Genomic DNA, 15,187 nt, shown 5'->3' on the forward strand with positions numbered 1-15,187 from the left:
CGGCCCTTGCCGCCGGTGGCATGGAGGCTCACTGGATGCGGCGCACGCTGCTGAAGCTGGGCAGGCCGCCGTCCCAGTGCATCCACACCGCAAACGCCCGGCCGACGATGTTCTCCTCCGGCACGAAGCCCCAGTAGCGGCTGTCGTTGGAGTGGTCGCGGTTGTCGCCCAGGGTGAAGTAGTGGCCTTCCGGCACCACCAGCTCACGCATCTGCGGACCCGGGTCTCGGGGATTATTGTAGATCCGGTGCTCGACACCGCCCAGCCGCTCGGCCAGCAGCAGCTCCCCCGGTGCGCCGGCGGGGCCCTCCTCCAGCAGCCGCTTGGGCACCGGCTCGCCGTTCACGTAAAGCTGCTTGCCCTCATAGCGCACGGTATCGCCCGGCAGGCCGACGACCCGCTTGATGAAGTTCACCGCCGGCTCGTTGGGGAAGCGGAACACCATGACGTCGCCGCGCGCCGGCTCGTTGAACTCGACGATGCGGGTGTGCACCACCGGCAGGCGCAGGCCGTAGGTGAACTTGTTGACCAGGATGAAATCGCCCACCTCCAGGGTCGGGCGCATGGAGCCCGAGGGGATCTGGAAGGGCTCCACCACGAAGCTGCGCAGCACCAGCACCACCAGCAGCACCGGGAAGAAGGAGCGCGAGTAGTCCACCGGCCAGGGCTCCTTGAGCACCTTCTCGCGGGCGACGGGGTCGAGCCCCTCGGTGGTGCCGGCCTCGGCGTTGGCCGCAGCGCGGCGGCGGGCGGGGCGCCACCAGACGAGATCCAGCAGCCAGATCAGGCCGGTGACGGCCACGGCCACCACCAGCAGCAGGGAGAAATCCATGGGGGTATGCGTTCCTAGCGGTTGATATCAGTCATTGACCTTTAGCACGGCGAGGAAGGCGTCCTGGGGAATCTCCACCCGGCCGACCTGCTTCATGCGTTTTTTGCCCGCCTTCTGCTTCTCGAGCAGCTTCTTCTTGCGGCTGACGTCGCCACCGTAGCACTTGGCGGTGACGTTCTTGCGCAGCGCCTTGACCGTGGAGCGGGCCACCACCTGGCCACCGATGGCGGCCTGGATCGCCACGTCGAACATCTGGCGCGGGATCAGCTCCTTCATCTTCTCGACCAGCAGCCGGCCGCGGCCGTGGGCGTGGTCGCGGTGGATGATCACCGCCAGGGCGTCGACCTTGTCGCCATTGATCAGCACGTCCAGGCGCACCAGCTTGGCCGCCTGGAAGCGCTCGAAGCCGTAGTCGAGCGAGGCATAGCCCCGGGAGATCGACTTCAGGCGATCGAAGAAGTCCATCACCACCTCGGACATCGGCAGCTCGTAGACCAGCTGGATCTGGCTGCCGAGGAACTGCATGTCCTTCTGGGTACCGCGGCGATTCTCGCACTCGGCGATGACGTTGCCGACGAACTCCTGGGGCACCAGGATGCTGGCGCGCACGATGGGCTCGCGCATCTCCTCCACGTCGGCCATGTCGGGCAGCTTGGAGGGGTTGGAAACGTAGATGACGTCGCCGTTCTTCAGCGCCAGCTCGTAGACCACCGTGGGCGCCGTGGTCAAGAGGTCCAGGTTGTACTCGCGCTCGAGGCGCTCCTGGATGATCTCCATGTGCAGGGTGCCGAGGAAGCCGACCCGGAAGCCGAAGCCCAGGGCGTCGGAGTTCTCGGGCTCGTACTCCAGGGAGGCGTCGTTGAGCGCCAGCTTCTCCAGGGCGTCGCGGAAATCCTCGTAGTCGTCGGCACTGACCGGGAACATGCCGGCGTAGACCTGGGGCTTGACCTTCTGGAAGCCGGGCAGGCGCTCGACGTCAGGCGTCTTGGCGTGAGTGATGGTATCCCCCACCGGCGCGCCCTGGATCTCCTTGATCCCGGCCACCACGAAGCCCACCTCGCCGGCACGCAGGATCCCCGTCTCGCGGCGCAGCGGGGTGAAGATGCCCACCTCGTTGGCCTGCCAGTCGCGGCCGGTGGACTTGATGCGGATCTTCTCGCCCTTCTTCAGGGTGCCGTCGAAGATCCGCACCAGGGAGACCACGCCCAGGTAGTTGTCGAACCAGGAGTCGATGATCAGCGCCTGCAGCGGGGCGTCGGGATCCCCCTTGGGCGGCGGGATGTCGCGCACCAGACGCTCCAGCAGGGCATCGATGCCCAGGCCGCTCTTGGCCGAGACCTGGCAGGCATCGGTGGCATCCAGACCAATGATCTCCTCGATCTCGTGGGCGACCTTGTCGGGGTCTGCCTGGGGCAGGTCCATCTTGTTGAGCACCGGCAGCACCTCGAGCCCCTGCTCGATGGCGGTGTAGCAGTTGGCCACCGACTGCGCCTCGACGCCCTGAGCGGCGTCGACCACCAGCAGCGCCCCTTCACAGGCGTAGAGCGAGCGCGAGACCTCGTAGGAGAAGTCCACGTGGCCCGGGGTGTCGATGAAGTTGAGCTGGTAGGTGCTGCCGTCCTGGGCGTGGTAGTCCAGGGTCACCGACTGGGCCTTGATGGTGATGCCGCGCTCGCGCTCGATCTCCATGGAGTCGAGCACCTGCTCCTTCAGCTCGCGCTCGGACAGCCCGCCACAGCTCTGGATCAGACGGTCGGCAAGGGTCGACTTGCCGTGGTCGATGTGGGCGATAATGGAAAAATTCCGTATATGGCTGATTTTACTACGGTTTTCGCTGTTAGACATGCATCAGAATCCGGTTCATGTACGCACCCATGTACAAAGCTGGGCAGGGTCCCGAGCGAGCGCGAGAATCTAGGTTGGGCGTATTGTACAGCGAGAAAGGGCGGGTTGTCGTCAGAGGCGGCTTAGCCAGCGCCCTTCGCTCGAATGACAGATCGGGGAGTCGTCAGGGCCTCAGGCGGTGGCGCTGTCAGGTGGGCTTGGTGGGCTGGTAGGGGAAGGAAGTCGCCGGGGCCCATGCCGGGAAAGGGCTGAATGCGGTCAGAGGCAGGCCATAACGCCAGTGGCCGACATCGCTGCCGGCCACTGGGTGGAGCTTCAGGTTAAACAGGAGATCAGAGTCTATCTATGATTTCTCAAGATAAGATAAGCCGAAATTTATTAATCTTCAGATACAGGGCAGGCGGTTGACGCATAAGAATCTTTCCAACCACTAGCTGTGCTAGCAGTTGTTTCACAACTCCAATCTCCGATATCTGTTCTGGTATATGTCTTATGCATTTGGCGGGGTCATGGGGAGGCCTGCACACTTCCCCAGCACTCAAGCGCTGAGGCCGTGTTGGTGGCCCGTGGCGTCAGCGTAGGTACGGGTCTGCAGCGGCAACAGCGCCTTGCGCAAGGGGCCAGTGGCATCATTCAAGCCCCAACGCTTGCTGGGGGAGTAGCGCCCCTGTACCGGCGTGTCGTCGTTTCCAAGCAGCTCCCTATGAAAGTACCGGGCGAGCTGCTGTAGATGTCGTGCGGTCTCGCGGCGGCACACTGGATACTGACTGAGCAGTTCCAGCACACAAAGCGCCCTCTGGAACTCCTCTCGTGACATCACGCCACGCAGCTGCTCCAGTTCCACCCGCGTCGGACGATAGCCGCGGTACCAGACGGCTTCAGCCAGTGCCTTCACGTCATCGACCGCCACCTCTAGCGGACGAGAGCCGACGCGATACAGCCGTTTGCGTTTGAAAGAGACCATCATGACTGACCCTCACTGTGGTGATAGTCGTCAAATAGCACGGTCAAATTACCCAACAAACGGGATTCATCAATGCTGTGACTCCCGGCGTAGCTGAGCAACTTCCTGGATGCGCAACCCCGTAATCTCTGAGATCATCCGATCATCCATCTCTGTTCGTGCGATGAGGTTAGTGGCTGTCTGACGCTGCGTTTCCGCGCGGCCCTCTGCATGCTCCTTCTTTACCAAATTCTCCAAGTTCTCTGCCAGCATATCTCTATCCTCCACCAGACTGTTGAGCTGCTCCAGGTCGAGCCTGGCTTTGGAGGCTACCCGCTGCAGGTGACGGCACAGCGACGAAAAGGCTACTGCTTGAACATCTCATCCACGCTGTCGGCGAACAGGATATCGCGCAACCAGTTTTTCAGCTGAGCATGGTCTGCCCGATCAATTCGATCCTCTACCCAGCTCGGAACGTCGCCAAATTTGAAGCTGAGCTGAGCGCGAAGATTATCGCGGGCTTCATCAAGGCGGCCACGCTGCTCACCTTTCATTTGCTCTTTCTGAGCCCAGCTCTCCAAGTTCTCTGCCAGCATGGCCTCACCCCGTCAGGCTCAATGCTCGCCCAGCAGGCTTTCAAGGCTATCAGCGACAAGGATGGCGGTGGACCAATCTTCCAACTGGTCCGGTGTCGCCTTGTCTAGACGATTCTGTGCCCATTCCGGCATGTCACCGTACTTGAGGCTGATCTGTTTGCGCAGAATCCGTTGCGCCTCTTCCTGACGACCTTCCTGACGACCTTCCTGACGACCTTCCTGACGGCCTTCCAGCCGCTCTTTCTTCACCAAATTCTCTAAATTCTCTGCCAACATATCTTTGTCCTCCACGAGGCTTTCGAGACGATCCAGGTTGACCCCGGCCTCAAGTCGATGCAAATGGCGCTTGAGCCAGCGGGTGATGATCCGGTCGATGCGCTCCTTGTGGGGATCAGCTTGGATGATCGCCACGACCCGATCCACCGCCTGCTGCAGGGCATCCCAGCTCTCCCCGGCGTTCTCTATACCGAACACCCCGCTCAGCGGCGTCTGGCGCAGCCCCAGTTCCTCGTCAGTGTAGCGGCCTTCATCGATCAGGTAGTAACGCAGGTGCGGCTGGTAGACCCTCAGGAAGCTCGGCGGTTCCGGCTGCACCAAGTCGTAGATATCCTGCTTCGCCGTCCAGCGCTTGGCCCCGTTATAGAGCACGATAGGCAGGATGGGCGGCAGGCCTTCGCCAGGTACTGGTCAAGCGGCCAGATACAGCGAACCCGGCGGCCATGGCCGCCGGGTCCGGGTGGCGCCTAGGGAGGACTCAGTCGGCGGCCAGGCGCAGGGCCACGAACAGCGAGCGGCCGTCGCGGTAGAGGCGCACCGGCACGGCACGATCGGCGGGCAGTTCGCTGACCAGCTCGACCAGCTGAGAGGCGCCTGTGACGGCCCGATGGTCGATGCTGACCAGGATGTCGCCGGGACGGATGCCGGCCGCGGCGGCGGCACCGTCGGGGTCGACCTCGCGCACCCGCACGCCGCCCTCGATGCCGATCTGTTCACGCTCGGCGCGCTCGAGCTCCCCCACCGAGATACCCAGGCGGGCCTGGCGACTCTCCTGTGGGCGGCTGGCGGTGGCCCGCTCGGCGTCGGGCCAGTCACCCACGGTGACGGTGAGCTGGCGACGCTGGCCGTCGCGCATCAGTTCGAGCTCCACCTCGCTGCCCGGCGCGGTGCGGCCGATCAGGCGCGGCAGGGTGCTGGAGTCGTGCACGCGGCTGCCGTCCACCTCGAGGATGACATCGCCGGCCTGCAGGCCACCGCGGGCGGCCGGGCCCTCGGGGTCCAGGTCGGCGATCAGGGCGCCGCTGGGGCTCTCCATGCCGAAGGACTCGGCCAGGTCCCGGGAGACCGGCTGGATCATCACCCCGAGCCAGCCGCGGCGCACCTGGCCGTCATCGCGCAGCTGGTCGGCCACGTCCATGGCCACGTTGATGGGGATGGCAAACGAGAGCCCCATGAAGCCGCCGCTGCGGGTGAAGATCTGGGAGTTGATCCCCACCACCTCGCCGTCGAGGTTGAACAGCGGGCCCCCGGAGTTGCCGGGGTTGATCGCCACGTCGGTCTGGATGAAGGGCACATAGGCGTCCCGCGGCAGGGTGCGGTCGATGGCGCTGACGATGCCGGCGGTCACCGAGTGGTCGAAGCCGAAGGGCGAGCCGATGGCGGCCACCCACTCCCCTACCCGGAGCACATCGGAGTCGCCCAGCTTGAGGGTCGGCAGCGCGTCGGCGTCCACCTTGAGCAGCGCCACATCGGTGCGCTCGTCGCTGCCCACCAGCTCGGCGGCCAGCTCGCGGCGATCGCTCAGGCGCACCAGGATCTCGTCGGCGCCGTCCACCACGTGGGCATTGGTGAGGATGTAGCCGTCATCGCTGATGATGAAGCCGGAGCCCAGTGACTGGCGCTCCTGGGGACGCCCGGGCGCCGAACCGCCGGGCGGCGCCGGGAAGCGGTCGCCGAAGAAGTGGCGGAAGATCTCCGGCAGCTCCTGACCGCCGAAGCCCTGCAAGGGGTTGTCGCGGCTCTGCACCGTGCGCGTGGTGGAGATGTTGACGACGCCAGGAGCGGCCTCCTCCACCAGCTCGGTGAAGTCGGGCAGCCCCCGGGCCGCGGCCGACTGCCAGGCCAGCAGGGTCGCGGCGAGCAGCATCCACAGGGAAAGGGGTCGGATCATGCGCTTCATGAAGGGCTCCTGCGATGGGTCGGAACGACGGATATCCATGATATCGGTTGGCGATGAGGGTCATGGCACAACAGGCAGATAGGGGCGATGAGCGGCCTTCACAAGCCTCATCAGGGCGCCTCCCAAACCAGGCTGTCGGCAACCCGCAGCAGCACCCGGGGCGGCAGCTCGCCCATCACCACCAGCTGGCGCGGCTCACCACCCAGGTCGCGATGGCGCACCGCGGCGTTGGAGACGCCCAGGCGATGCAGGCCCGGCGCCAGCAGCTCCACCTCGTCGATGGGCGCCACGAACAGGCTGAGGGTGGCGAGCCCATCGCTGTAGAGGCGATGGATGACGCCTTCGCCGTGGCGGGCACTGCGGGTATCCGCCGGCTGGGGGGCGAAGCCGTCGGGCAGCCAGCCCAGCCGCCAGGGGTCTGCCGGGGCTTCGCGCAGGCGGTCGAGACGCACCTCGCCCTGATAGAGGCGGGGACGCTCCAGCGCCGTCAGCTGAAAGGTCTCAAGGGAGCGCCCGGTCTCGTCGAGCAGCGACTGCTTGAGCGTCAGGCCGGTGGCCTGGTCGAGCCACAGACGATGCCCGAAGCGGAAACTGTCCAGAGGGGCGATGTCCAGACGCAGGACGCGGCGGTTGGCGATGCGCTCCTCGCCACCGAGCTGCAGGCGGTAGAGGCCGTCGACCCGCTCGGCGATGCCGGCCGGGGACGGCAGCGCCTCTCCGCCCTCCCCCGACCCGCCCAGGCGCCCGACGCGCCCGCGACGCTCGAATACCATGGGCGGACCATCGAGGTAGCTGGCCACGCCACGCTCGATGCCGTCATGCACATCATGGCTCAGGGTCAGGGTACGCACGCCATCGTGGCCGATGCGCACGGCATGGGCATCATAGAGGTAGCAGTGGCCCGCCCACAGGCTGCGCTCGAGCCACTGCCGGGCGGTCTCGGGGGCCTCGGCCTCGGCCAGGACGCGGCAGTCGAAGGACTCCTCGTCGGGCCCGTTGGACACTGCCATGGTCTCTGCCATCGGGGCGGCCATCAGGACGCTGCTGAACAGCAGACCACCCAGGCAGCTCGCGGCGAGGAGGCACAGGCGTGACGCACTCATCGTCACCCCGCTGCGCTCAGCGCTGACCGAGGCCGTCGGCGCCGGAGGCGCGCAGCAGCGGCATCCAGGTATCGCCGCTGCGGTAGGCGGCCCCCTCGGCGTGGCGATCCAGGTAGGACTGCAGCAGGCGGGCCTGCTCCTCGTCGATGAGCAGCGACTGGCGCTGCCCCGGCGCCATGAACATGGGGGGGGCGTCAGCGCCGGCCCCCACGGTCATCAGCCCCTGTCCGGCGCCCTGAGGCAGCTGGAAGAGGGGCAGGTCGACCAGCGAGGGACGCGCGGCACTCTCGCCGGCCGCCAGGCTGGCGGGTGCCGGCTGAGCGGCGCTGCCGCCGGCGACACTCGGCTGGGCGCCATCTGAGCCGCCGCCACCATAGAACTGCACCCCGGTGATCACCATCAGCGACACCGCAGCGGCGATACTGGCGCTGCGCGCGAAGGGCAGCGTGCGGCGGGCGGTAGGCGCAGGGGCATCCATCTGGGGCGGCTGCTCGTCCTTGAGGCGTGCCATGATGCCGGCGGAGAGATCGGTGGTGACGTCGATATCGGGTTCCCGACGCATCAGGCTGCGCATCAGGTGGTAACGCCGCCACGCCTCGGCGGCGTCGGGGGAGGCCTCCAGCGCCTTGAGAACTCGGCGCAGCTCCAGCTCGTCCCCCTCGTTATCCATCAGGGCAGAAAGCGACTCCCGTGCGTTCTGACTCATTCTCAACACCCTCTACAGTGGCAGGGCGCTCCGCCCTGCTCCCTCGATTTCAGCCTGGAATCGGCATTCCCGGATTGGGCCGGGAATGCCGACGCGATCTCCGCCTGGCAGGCGGATCGAACACAGCTTCTGACGTCAAAGGCGACCGACAGTTCAGCCAATCGGCAAAAAGTGTGCAGACACCCCTGCCGCCCTTACTCCTCCACAGTCTCGCGGTTGCGGGAGGTGGTGACCAGCGGCTGGATATGCTGGTCCACCGCCTCCCGGGCGCGAAAGATCCGCGAACGCACCGTGCCCACCGGGCACTGCATGATGTTGGCGATATCCTCGTAGGAGAGCCCCTCGAGCTCACGCAGGGTGATCGCCGTGCGCAGGTCATCGGGCAGATTGTCGATCGCCTCGAAGACCGCCGCCTCGAGCTGGTCACGGGCCATGGCCGCCTCCGGCGTCTCGGAGTCCGCCAGGCGTCCGCTGTGATCGACGATCTCGGCATCCACGATATCCAGGTCGCTGCCCGGCGGACGGCGCCCCCGGGAGACCAGGTGGTTCTTCGCGGTGTTGATGGCGATGCGATACATCCAGGTATAGAAGGCGCTCTCGGCGCGAAACTTGCCCAGCGCCCGGTAGGCCTTGATGAACGCCTCCTGGGCCACATCCTGCACCTCGGCATGGTCGTGGACGTAGCGCCCGATCAGCCCGATGATCTTGTGTTGGTACTTCCTCACCAGCAGGTCAAAGGCCTGGTTGTCGCCCTTCTGGGCGCGCTCGACGAGCTGCTGGTCGGTCTCCCTGGCACCCATTCACGGCCTCCCCGGCAGACGGCGAGGAGAGCGTGACGAGTACGCCCGGGGAGCGGCGGTCATGTTGAAGAGTGCGTGCATGGCATCAACCCGAAGCCCTGAAGGGGCGGCAAAAGTTCCGAAGGCCGTAGCCCAAAGTCGCACAAGTGTTCCCTTTTCCTGGCCATCCATCAACCCGGGGCGGGTCATCGCGGCATCGACAGGACGAACCGCGCTGAGACCACCAGGCCCCGGCGAGGGTTCCGTGATTGATCTGATGCGGCCCCACCGGTGTATAGTAGGGGGAAAAACTCTCCCTCGCCCCCGGGCCATCAGCGCAGACACGACACACAGGTAGCCGAATGACAGATCAGCAGGTCAGCAACCTCAACGTCCTCTCCCAGGACGTCCTTATCACTCCCGAGGCCCTGAAGCAGGAGATTCCTCTCACCGAGGCCGCCGAGCGCACCGTCATCGCAGGGCGGGAGACCATCCAGCGCATCCTCGACGGCGAGGATCCCCGCCTGCTGGTGGTGGTGGGCCCCTGCTCCATCCACGATGTGGACGCCGCCCTCGACTACGCCCGCCGCCTGCGCCGCCTGGCCGACGAGGTCAAGGAGAGCCTCTACATAGTGATGCGGGTCTACTTCGAGAAGCCGCGCACCACCGTGGGCTGGAAGGGCCTGATCAACGACCCGCACCTCAACGGCTCCTTCGAGATCGAGGAGGGCCTGCACATCGCCCGCCGGCTGCTGGTGGAGCTGGCCGAGATGGGCCTGCCACTGGCCACCGAGGCGCTGGACCCGATCTCGCCGCAGTACATTCAGGACTGCATCAGCTGGTCGGCCATCGGGGCGCGCACCACCGAGTCCCAGACCCACCGCGAGATGTCCTCCGGCCTCTCCTGCCCGATCGGCTTCAAGAACGGCACCGACGGCAGCCTGGAGGTGGCGGTCAACGCCCTGCAGTCGGTGGCCCACCCGCACAACTTCCTGGGCATCGACTATGCCGGCCGGGTGGCGATCATCCGCACCCGCGGCAATGCCTACGGCCACGTGGTGCTGCGCGGCGGCAACGGCAAGCCCAACTACGACAGCGTCAGCGTGGCCCTGGCCGAGCAGGAGCTCAAGAAGGCCGGCATCAAGCCCAACATCATGATCGACTGCTCCCACGCCAACTCCAACAAGGACCCGGCGCTGCAGCCCCTGGTGCTGGAGAATGTCACCAACCAGATCCTCGAGGGCAACCGCTCGATCATCGGCCTGATGGTGGAGTCGAACATCGGCTGGGGCGCCCAGAAGGTGCCCGAGGACCTCAACCAGCTGCAGTACGGCGTCTCCATCACCGATGCCTGCATCGACTGGGACACCACCGAGCGCGCCTTCAAGGCGATGAACGAGAAGCTCGCCCCGGCGCTGGCCAAGCGGCTCGAGGCGCAGCCGGCTTAATCGAGGCGCTTACTGAATGCAAGCGGGCCCGCCGGTTGGCGGGCCCGCTCGCGTTTGCCCTGCGCCCTATTGGCGGACGCCGTCGATCTCGCGCACGAAGGGTGGCAGGGCGTCGAGCAGAGCCCGGCCGTAGCGGCGGGTCAGCACGCGGCGATCGAGCAGGGTGATGCGGCCGCTGTCCCGCTCCTTGCGGATCAGCCGGCCACAGGCCTGAACCAGCTTGATGGAGGCGTCCGGCACGCTGATGCGCATGAAGGGGTTGCCGCCACGACTCTCGATCCACTCGGCGAGCGTCGCCCCCACCGGGTCGTCGGGCACCGCGAAGGGCAGCCGGGTGATCACCACGTGGGTGAGGTAGTCCCCGGGCAGGTCGATCCCCTCGGCGAAGCTGGCCAGGCCGAAGATGATGCTGCCCTCCCCCGCGTCCACCCGCGCCCGGTGCCGGGTGATCAGCTCGCGCTTGGGCAGCCGATCCTGGGCCAGCACCCGCTCGCCCAGGGCCTTGGGCAGCGCCTTCTCCACCGCGCGCAGCTGCGCCCGGGAGGAGAACAGCGCAAGCACCGCCTCCTTCTCCCCCAGCGCCTTGACGAAGTCGACGATGGCGCGCTCATGGCCCTCGCGGTCGGCCGGGTCCACGGCCTCCCGAGGCACGCTGAGCACCGCCCGGGAGTAGTCGAAGGGGCTCGGCAGGCGCTGGTAGCGGTATCGATTGGCGAGCCCCGCGCGCTCCTGCAGCCGCTCGAAGCGCCCGAGTGCGGTGAGGGTGGCCGAGGTGACCACGGCGCCGAAGGTGGCGCCCCACAGGCTCTTCGCCAGGGTATGGGCCGCCGAGACGGGGCTGGCCGAGAAGCTCAGCTCCGGGTCGGCCCCGAAGCGCTCCAGGGTCAGCCAGCGCGCCCGCGGGGGCTCGCCCTCGGGGTCGCTCTCGCTGAAGGCCTGCCACAGGGCGTGGGCCTCCAGGGCGCGACCGTGCAGCAGCGCCACCAGCGGCAGCCACGCCTCGGCCTGCTCTTTCGGCAGCCCGGTATGCTTCTCCGGGTCGAGGCTCTCGCGCAGGATATCGGCCATGCTCTCCAGGGTCCGCGCGAGCTCGGCGAAGATGACCAGCAGGGCCCCGGCCAGCTCGCGAAGCGCCTCCGGGGCACGGCCCATCTCGAAGCGGTGCTGACGGGCCTCCTCGCCGTCGGCGAGCCCCTCGGGACGCCCGGCCAGCTGGTGGCCCAGGGCGAAGGCCTCGCCGAGCTTCGGCTCCAGCGCCTCGATGGCCTGGGGCAGCGTGGCCAGCAGCCGCGCCAGGGTCGGCTGCACGGCCAGCGCCTGGTTGAGCTCGGTCAGCGACTTTTTCAGGGTGCGCAGCCAGCTCAGGGCGCCGCCCACGGCGAAGCGGTGGGTGAAGTGGTTGAGCGCCTTGTCGGGCAGGTGGTGGCCTTCGTCGAAGACGTGGATGCAGTCGCCGGGGTCGGGCAGCACCACCCCGCCGCCCAGGGAGAGGTCGGCCAGCACCAGGTCGTGGTTGGCGACGATGATGTCGGCCTGCTCCAGGTCGCGCCGGGCGCGGAAGAAGGCGCAGGCCCCGAAGTGACCGCAGCGGCGGTTGGTGCACTGGCGGTGGTCGACGGTGAGCCGGCGCCAGTGGGTGTCCTCGATGGCCTCGGGCCAGCTGTCGCGATCGCCGGCCCAGCGGCCGTTGCCGTAGGCCTCGCCCAGCGACTGGGCCAGGGCCTGGAAGTCGTCGCCGCCGCTGGCGATCTCGCGCTCGAAGAGCGACAGGGTGGGATTTTCCTCGACGCCCTCGAGGACCTGATCGAGGCGCGCCACGCAGACGTAGCGGCCGCGCCCCTTGGCCAGGGCATAGCCGAAGTCGATGCCGCTGTGGGCCTTGAGGGCGGGCAGATCCTGGTGCAGCACCTGCTCCTGGAGGGCGACAGTGGCGGTGGCCACCACCAGCCGCTTGCCGCGGGCCTTGGCCACCGGCAGCGCGGCCAGCAGGTAGGCCAGGGTCTTGCCGGTGCCGGTGCCCGCCTCGAGCACGCAGACGTGCTCGTCGCTGACCCGCTTGCCGGCCTCGTCGGCCTCGATCCCCCCCAGGGTGCGGGCGATCTCGGCGATCATCAGCCGCTGGCCGTAGCGGGGCGTCAACTCGAGGCCCTCGAGCACGCGGCGGTAGGCAGCCTGGATCTCCCCCTTCAGGGCCTCGTCGAGCATGGGCTCAGAGCAGGCCTTCGGGCGGATGCTCGCAGGGCAGCTTGTCGCCGATGAAGCGCTCGATCTCGGGGAGCGAGAAGGCGTCCTCCTCACCGACGAAGCTGATCGAGACCCCCTTGGCGCCTGCGCGGCCGGTGCGGCCGATGCGGTGGACGTAGTCCTCCGGGTCTTCCGGCAGGGTGTAGTTGATCACGTGGCTGACATCCTCGATATGGATGCCGCGGCCGGCCACGTCGGTGGCCACCAGCACCTGGATCTCGCCTTCGCGGAACTTCTCGAGGGTGGAGATGCGCTGGTTCTGGGGCACATCGCCGGAGAGCATGGCGGCGTTGATGCCGGCCTTGCTGAGCAGCTCGTCGAGCTTGCGTACCAGGTCGCGGCGGTTGCCAAACACCATCACTCGGTCGAAGCTCTCCTGCCTGAGCAGGTTGACCAGCAGGCGCTGCTTGTCGGCATCGCTGACCAGGTAGACCCGCTGGTCGATATCGGCGGCATTCTCCACCGTGACCGCGATCTCGACGTGGGTCGGCTCATGGGTCCACTGGCTGGCCAGGTTGAGGATGTCCTCGGTGAAGGTAGCCGAGAAGAGGAAGGTCTGACGCTCCTCCTTCTTCGGGGTGTGGCGGATGATGCGCTTGACGTCCGGGATGAAGCCCATGGAGAGCATCCGGTCGGCCTCGTCCAGCACCAGCACCTCGACCTGGGTCAGGTCGACATCGCGCTTCTGGTGGAAATCGAGCAGCCGGCCCGGGGTGGCCACCAGGATGTCGAGGCGGTCGGCCAGGGCCTCGCGCTGCTTCTGGTAGTCCATGCCGCCGACGACGCTGGCCACCTTGAGGTCGGTAAAGCGGGCCAGGGCCCTGGCGTCCTTCTCGATCTGCAGGGCCAGCTCCCGGGTCGGGGCGACGATCAGGGCCCGCGGGGCGCCGGGCTTCTGGGCGTTCGGCGCCTCCTCCTCGAGGAAGTAGGCGAGGATCGAGATCAGGAAGGCGGCGGTCTTGCCGGTGCCGGTCTGGGCCTTGCCAACCACGTCGCCGCCCAGCAGGGTGTGGGTCAGCGCCTCGGCCTGGATCGGGGTGCAGTACTCGAAGCCCAGGGCATGAATGGCATGCATCAGCGGCAGCGGCAGATCGAAGTCATGGAAGCGCCACTTGCCTGCCACGGCAGGCACCTGGAACTGGCGCAGGTCCCAGCCGGAGGCGTTGCGGCGCCGCGGCTTGCGACGACGACGCTTGGGCTTGTGATCCTGGGCCGGTGCGTTGATCTGATCCGACTCGCTCATAGGCTGCTGTCTGTCCGTTTGGGTGGTTGAGTGCATGACACAAACGCGCATTGTAACAGCCAATGCGACGAAGGGCGCGTCTCGTGAGCGCTTCGCCTGTGGTAGGCGCGGCGGGACTGGTAGAATGCGCGCCAGACCAGAGGAGTTGATCCATGACCCGTCGCAAGAAGACCCGTTCGCTCGCCGACAAGGTGACCATCCGCACCGGTCGGCGCAAGGACTACAAGAAATGGCGCCACGAGAATCCCGACCAGGTTACCTCGTCGACCCGCTACACCCAGAAGAAGCGCCAGCAGCGCAAGCTCCAGGCCGCCCGCAAGCTGGCCCGCCAGGAGAGCGGCGAGAGCATCGCCATCCACCCCGAAGCGCAGACCGAGACCTCCGACCAGGGAGGTCCGCAGAGCTGATGCGCCTGGTGTCCTTCAACATCAACGGCATTCGCGCCCGGCTCCACCAGCTCGAGGCGCTGGTGGCCACCCAGCGTCCGGCGGTGATCGGTCTGCAGGAGACCAAGGTTCAGGACAGCGAATTTCCCCGCGAGGCGGTGGAGGCGCTGGGCTACCGAGTGTTCTTTCACGGCCAGAAGGGGCACTACGGGGTGGCGCTGATGATCGACGCCGGCCAGTGCGGCGAGCCCGAGACGGTCCACTACGGCTTTCCCGACGACGGCGAGGAGGTCCAGCGGCGCATGATCGGCGCGCGCCTGGTGCTGGCCGACGGCGAGGCGCTGACGGTGTGGAACGGCTACTTCCCTCAGGGCGAGAACCTCGACCATCCGGTGAAGTTTCCCCACAAGCGCGAGTTCTATGCCCAGCTCAGGCGGCTGCTGGAGACGCAGCATCGCCCCGACGAACGCCTCGCGGTGATGGGCGACTTCAATATCTCCCCCGAGGAGATCGACATCGGCATCGGCGAGGCCAACCGCAAGCGCTGGCTGCGCGAGGGCAAGACCAGCTTCCAGCCGGTGGAGCGGGAGTGGCTCGCCGGCATCAAGGCCTGGGGGCTCGTCGACAGCTACCGGGTGCGCTACCCGGCGGTGGATGACCGCTACAGCTGGTTCGACTACCGCTCGAAGGGCTTCGACCGCGAGCCCAGGCGCGGTCTACGCATCGATCATATCCTGGTCACCGCACCGCTGGCCGAGCGGGTCGTGGACGCCGGCATCGACTATGACCTGCGTGGCATGGAGAGGCCCTCCGACCACGCCCCGGTATGGACCGAGCTCGCGCTCTGAGCCTGCCCGCGCCGGGCGGCTGACCTGGCGGTTGGCCC

General features: G+C 67.0%; 14 protein-coding genes. 3 read left to right on the forward strand and 11 right to left on the reverse strand.

Annotation, left to right across the window (positions count from 1 at the left end):
* Positions 1 to 28 precede the first annotated feature (28 nt).
* The 9 genes from lepB to rpoE all read right to left on the reverse strand — a co-directional run bounded on the left by lepB (position 29) and on the right by rpoE (position 9,001).
* Positions 29 to 832, reverse strand: coding sequence for a signal peptidase I (gene lepB, locus D1793_RS11030; RefSeq protein ID WP_119022216.1), 804 nt, complete (start codon positions 830 to 832; stop codon positions 29 to 31).
* Between the two features lie 27 nt (positions 833 to 859).
* Entirely contained in the window at positions 860 to 2,677 is a 1,818-nt protein-coding gene (lepA, locus tag D1793_RS11035) for a translation elongation factor 4 (protein ID WP_119022217.1), read from the reverse strand.
* A 538-nt stretch (positions 2,678 to 3,215) separates the two neighbouring features.
* The gene (locus D1793_RS11040) at positions 3,216 to 3,644 is read right to left on the reverse strand and encodes a hypothetical protein (RefSeq protein ID WP_119022218.1); all 429 of its coding nucleotides are present in this window, start codon (positions 3,642 to 3,644) and stop codon (positions 3,216 to 3,218) included.
* 341 nt (positions 3,645 to 3,985) lie between these two features.
* A complete protein-coding gene (locus D1793_RS11050) occupies positions 3,986 to 4,216 on the reverse strand; it encodes a hypothetical protein (RefSeq protein ID WP_119022220.1) in 231 nt (76 codons plus the stop codon).
* An 18-nt stretch (positions 4,217 to 4,234) separates the two neighbouring features.
* On the reverse strand, positions 4,235 to 4,864 hold the full coding sequence (locus tag D1793_RS11055; protein ID WP_119022221.1) for a DUF4351 domain-containing protein: 630 nt from the start codon (positions 4,862 to 4,864) through the stop codon (positions 4,235 to 4,237).
* Between the two features lie 106 nt (positions 4,865 to 4,970).
* On the reverse strand, positions 4,971 to 6,392 hold the full coding sequence (locus D1793_RS11060) for a DegQ family serine endoprotease (protein WP_119022222.1): 1,422 nt from the start codon (positions 6,390 to 6,392) through the stop codon (positions 4,971 to 4,973).
* A 110-nt stretch (positions 6,393 to 6,502) separates the two neighbouring features.
* Positions 6,503 to 7,402, reverse strand: coding sequence for a MucB/RseB C-terminal domain-containing protein (locus D1793_RS11065; RefSeq protein ID WP_240407655.1), 900 nt, complete (start codon positions 7,400 to 7,402; stop codon positions 6,503 to 6,505).
* Between the two features lie 109 nt (positions 7,403 to 7,511).
* Positions 7,512 to 8,201 (reverse strand): sigma-E factor negative regulatory protein, encoded by a 690-nt coding sequence (locus D1793_RS11070; protein WP_119022224.1) that lies wholly within the window; start codon positions 8,199 to 8,201, stop codon positions 7,512 to 7,514.
* Between the two features lie 194 nt (positions 8,202 to 8,395).
* The gene (rpoE, locus tag D1793_RS11075) at positions 8,396 to 9,001 is read right to left on the reverse strand and encodes an RNA polymerase sigma factor RpoE (protein ID WP_119022225.1); all 606 of its coding nucleotides are present in this window, start codon (positions 8,999 to 9,001) and stop codon (positions 8,396 to 8,398) included.
* Positions 9,002 to 9,342: 341 nt separating this feature from the next.
* Here rpoE and D1793_RS11080 point away from each other — a divergent pair, with 341 nt between their 5' ends.
* A complete protein-coding gene (locus tag D1793_RS11080; RefSeq protein WP_119022226.1) occupies positions 9,343 to 10,428 on the forward strand; it encodes a 3-deoxy-7-phosphoheptulonate synthase in 1,086 nt (361 codons plus the stop codon).
* A gap of 66 nt (positions 10,429 to 10,494) precedes the next feature.
* Here the strand turns inward: D1793_RS11080 and dinG are convergent, their stop codons facing one another.
* Positions 10,495 to 12,633 carry an ATP-dependent DNA helicase DinG gene (gene dinG, locus D1793_RS11085; protein WP_119022227.1) on the reverse strand — a complete coding sequence of 713 codons (2,139 nt, stop codon included), beginning with the start codon at positions 12,631 to 12,633 and terminating at the stop codon, positions 10,495 to 10,497.
* A 4-nt stretch (positions 12,634 to 12,637) separates the two neighbouring features.
* Positions 12,638 to 13,915, reverse strand: coding sequence for an ATP-dependent RNA helicase RhlB (gene rhlB, locus D1793_RS11090; RefSeq protein ID WP_240407656.1), 1,278 nt, complete (start codon positions 13,913 to 13,915; stop codon positions 12,638 to 12,640).
* A gap of 152 nt (positions 13,916 to 14,067) precedes the next feature.
* On the opposite strand from rhlB, the gene D1793_RS11095 reads away from it, so the two are divergent.
* Both D1793_RS11095 and xthA read left to right on the forward strand, forming a co-directional pair.
* Positions 14,068 to 14,322, forward strand: a complete 255-nt coding sequence (locus tag D1793_RS11095) for a hypothetical protein (protein WP_119022229.1) — start codon at positions 14,068 to 14,070, stop codon at positions 14,320 to 14,322.
* The gene (gene xthA / locus D1793_RS11100) at positions 14,322 to 15,149 is read left to right on the forward strand and encodes an exodeoxyribonuclease III (RefSeq protein WP_119022230.1); all 828 of its coding nucleotides are present in this window, start codon (positions 14,322 to 14,324) and stop codon (positions 15,147 to 15,149) included. Before D1793_RS11095 ends, xthA begins: the two co-directional genes overlap by 1 nt.
* The last annotated feature ends 38 nt before the right edge of the window (positions 15,150 to 15,187 follow it).

It is taken from the genome of Halomonas sp. JS92-SW72, from assembly GCF_003547075.1.
Taxonomy (GTDB): Bacteria; Pseudomonadota; Gammaproteobacteria; order Pseudomonadales; family Halomonadaceae; genus Halomonas; species Halomonas alkalicola.

Coding starts and splice junctions, on each gene's coding strand:
- rpoE (WP_119022225.1), bottom strand. CDS start 9,001: ATGGGTGCCAGGGAGACCGACCAGCAGCTCGTCGAGCGCGCCCAGAAG.
- D1793_RS11080 (WP_119022226.1), top strand. CDS start 9,343: ATGACAGATCAGCAGGTCAGCAACCTCAACGTCCTCTCCCAGGACGTC.
- D1793_RS11095 (WP_119022229.1), top strand. CDS start 14,068: ATGACCCGTCGCAAGAAGACCCGTTCGCTCGCCGACAAGGTGACCATC.
- D1793_RS11060 (WP_119022222.1), bottom strand. CDS start 6,392: ATGAAGCGCATGATCCGACCCCTTTCCCTGTGGATGCTGCTCGCCGCG.
- dinG (WP_119022227.1), bottom strand. CDS start 12,633: ATGCTCGACGAGGCCCTGAAGGGGGAGATCCAGGCTGCCTACCGCCGC.
- D1793_RS11050 (WP_119022220.1), bottom strand. CDS start 4,216: ATGCTGGCAGAGAACTTGGAGAGCTGGGCTCAGAAAGAGCAAATGAAA.
- lepA (WP_119022217.1), bottom strand. CDS start 2,677: ATGTCTAACAGCGAAAACCGTAGTAAAATCAGCCATATACGGAATTTT.
- xthA (WP_119022230.1), top strand. CDS start 14,322: ATGCGCCTGGTGTCCTTCAACATCAACGGCATTCGCGCCCGGCTCCAC.
- D1793_RS11040 (WP_119022218.1), bottom strand. CDS start 3,644: ATGATGGTCTCTTTCAAACGCAAACGGCTGTATCGCGTCGGCTCTCGT.
- lepB (WP_119022216.1), bottom strand. CDS start 832: ATGGATTTCTCCCTGCTGCTGGTGGTGGCCGTGGCCGTCACCGGCCTG.
- D1793_RS11065 (WP_240407655.1), bottom strand. CDS start 7,402: ATGGCAGTGTCCAACGGGCCCGACGAGGAGTCCTTCGACTGCCGCGTC.
- rhlB (WP_240407656.1), bottom strand. CDS start 13,915: ATGAGCGAGTCGGATCAGATCAACGCACCGGCCCAGGATCACAAGCCC.
- D1793_RS11070 (WP_119022224.1), bottom strand. CDS start 8,201: ATGAGTCAGAACGCACGGGAGTCGCTTTCTGCCCTGATGGATAACGAG.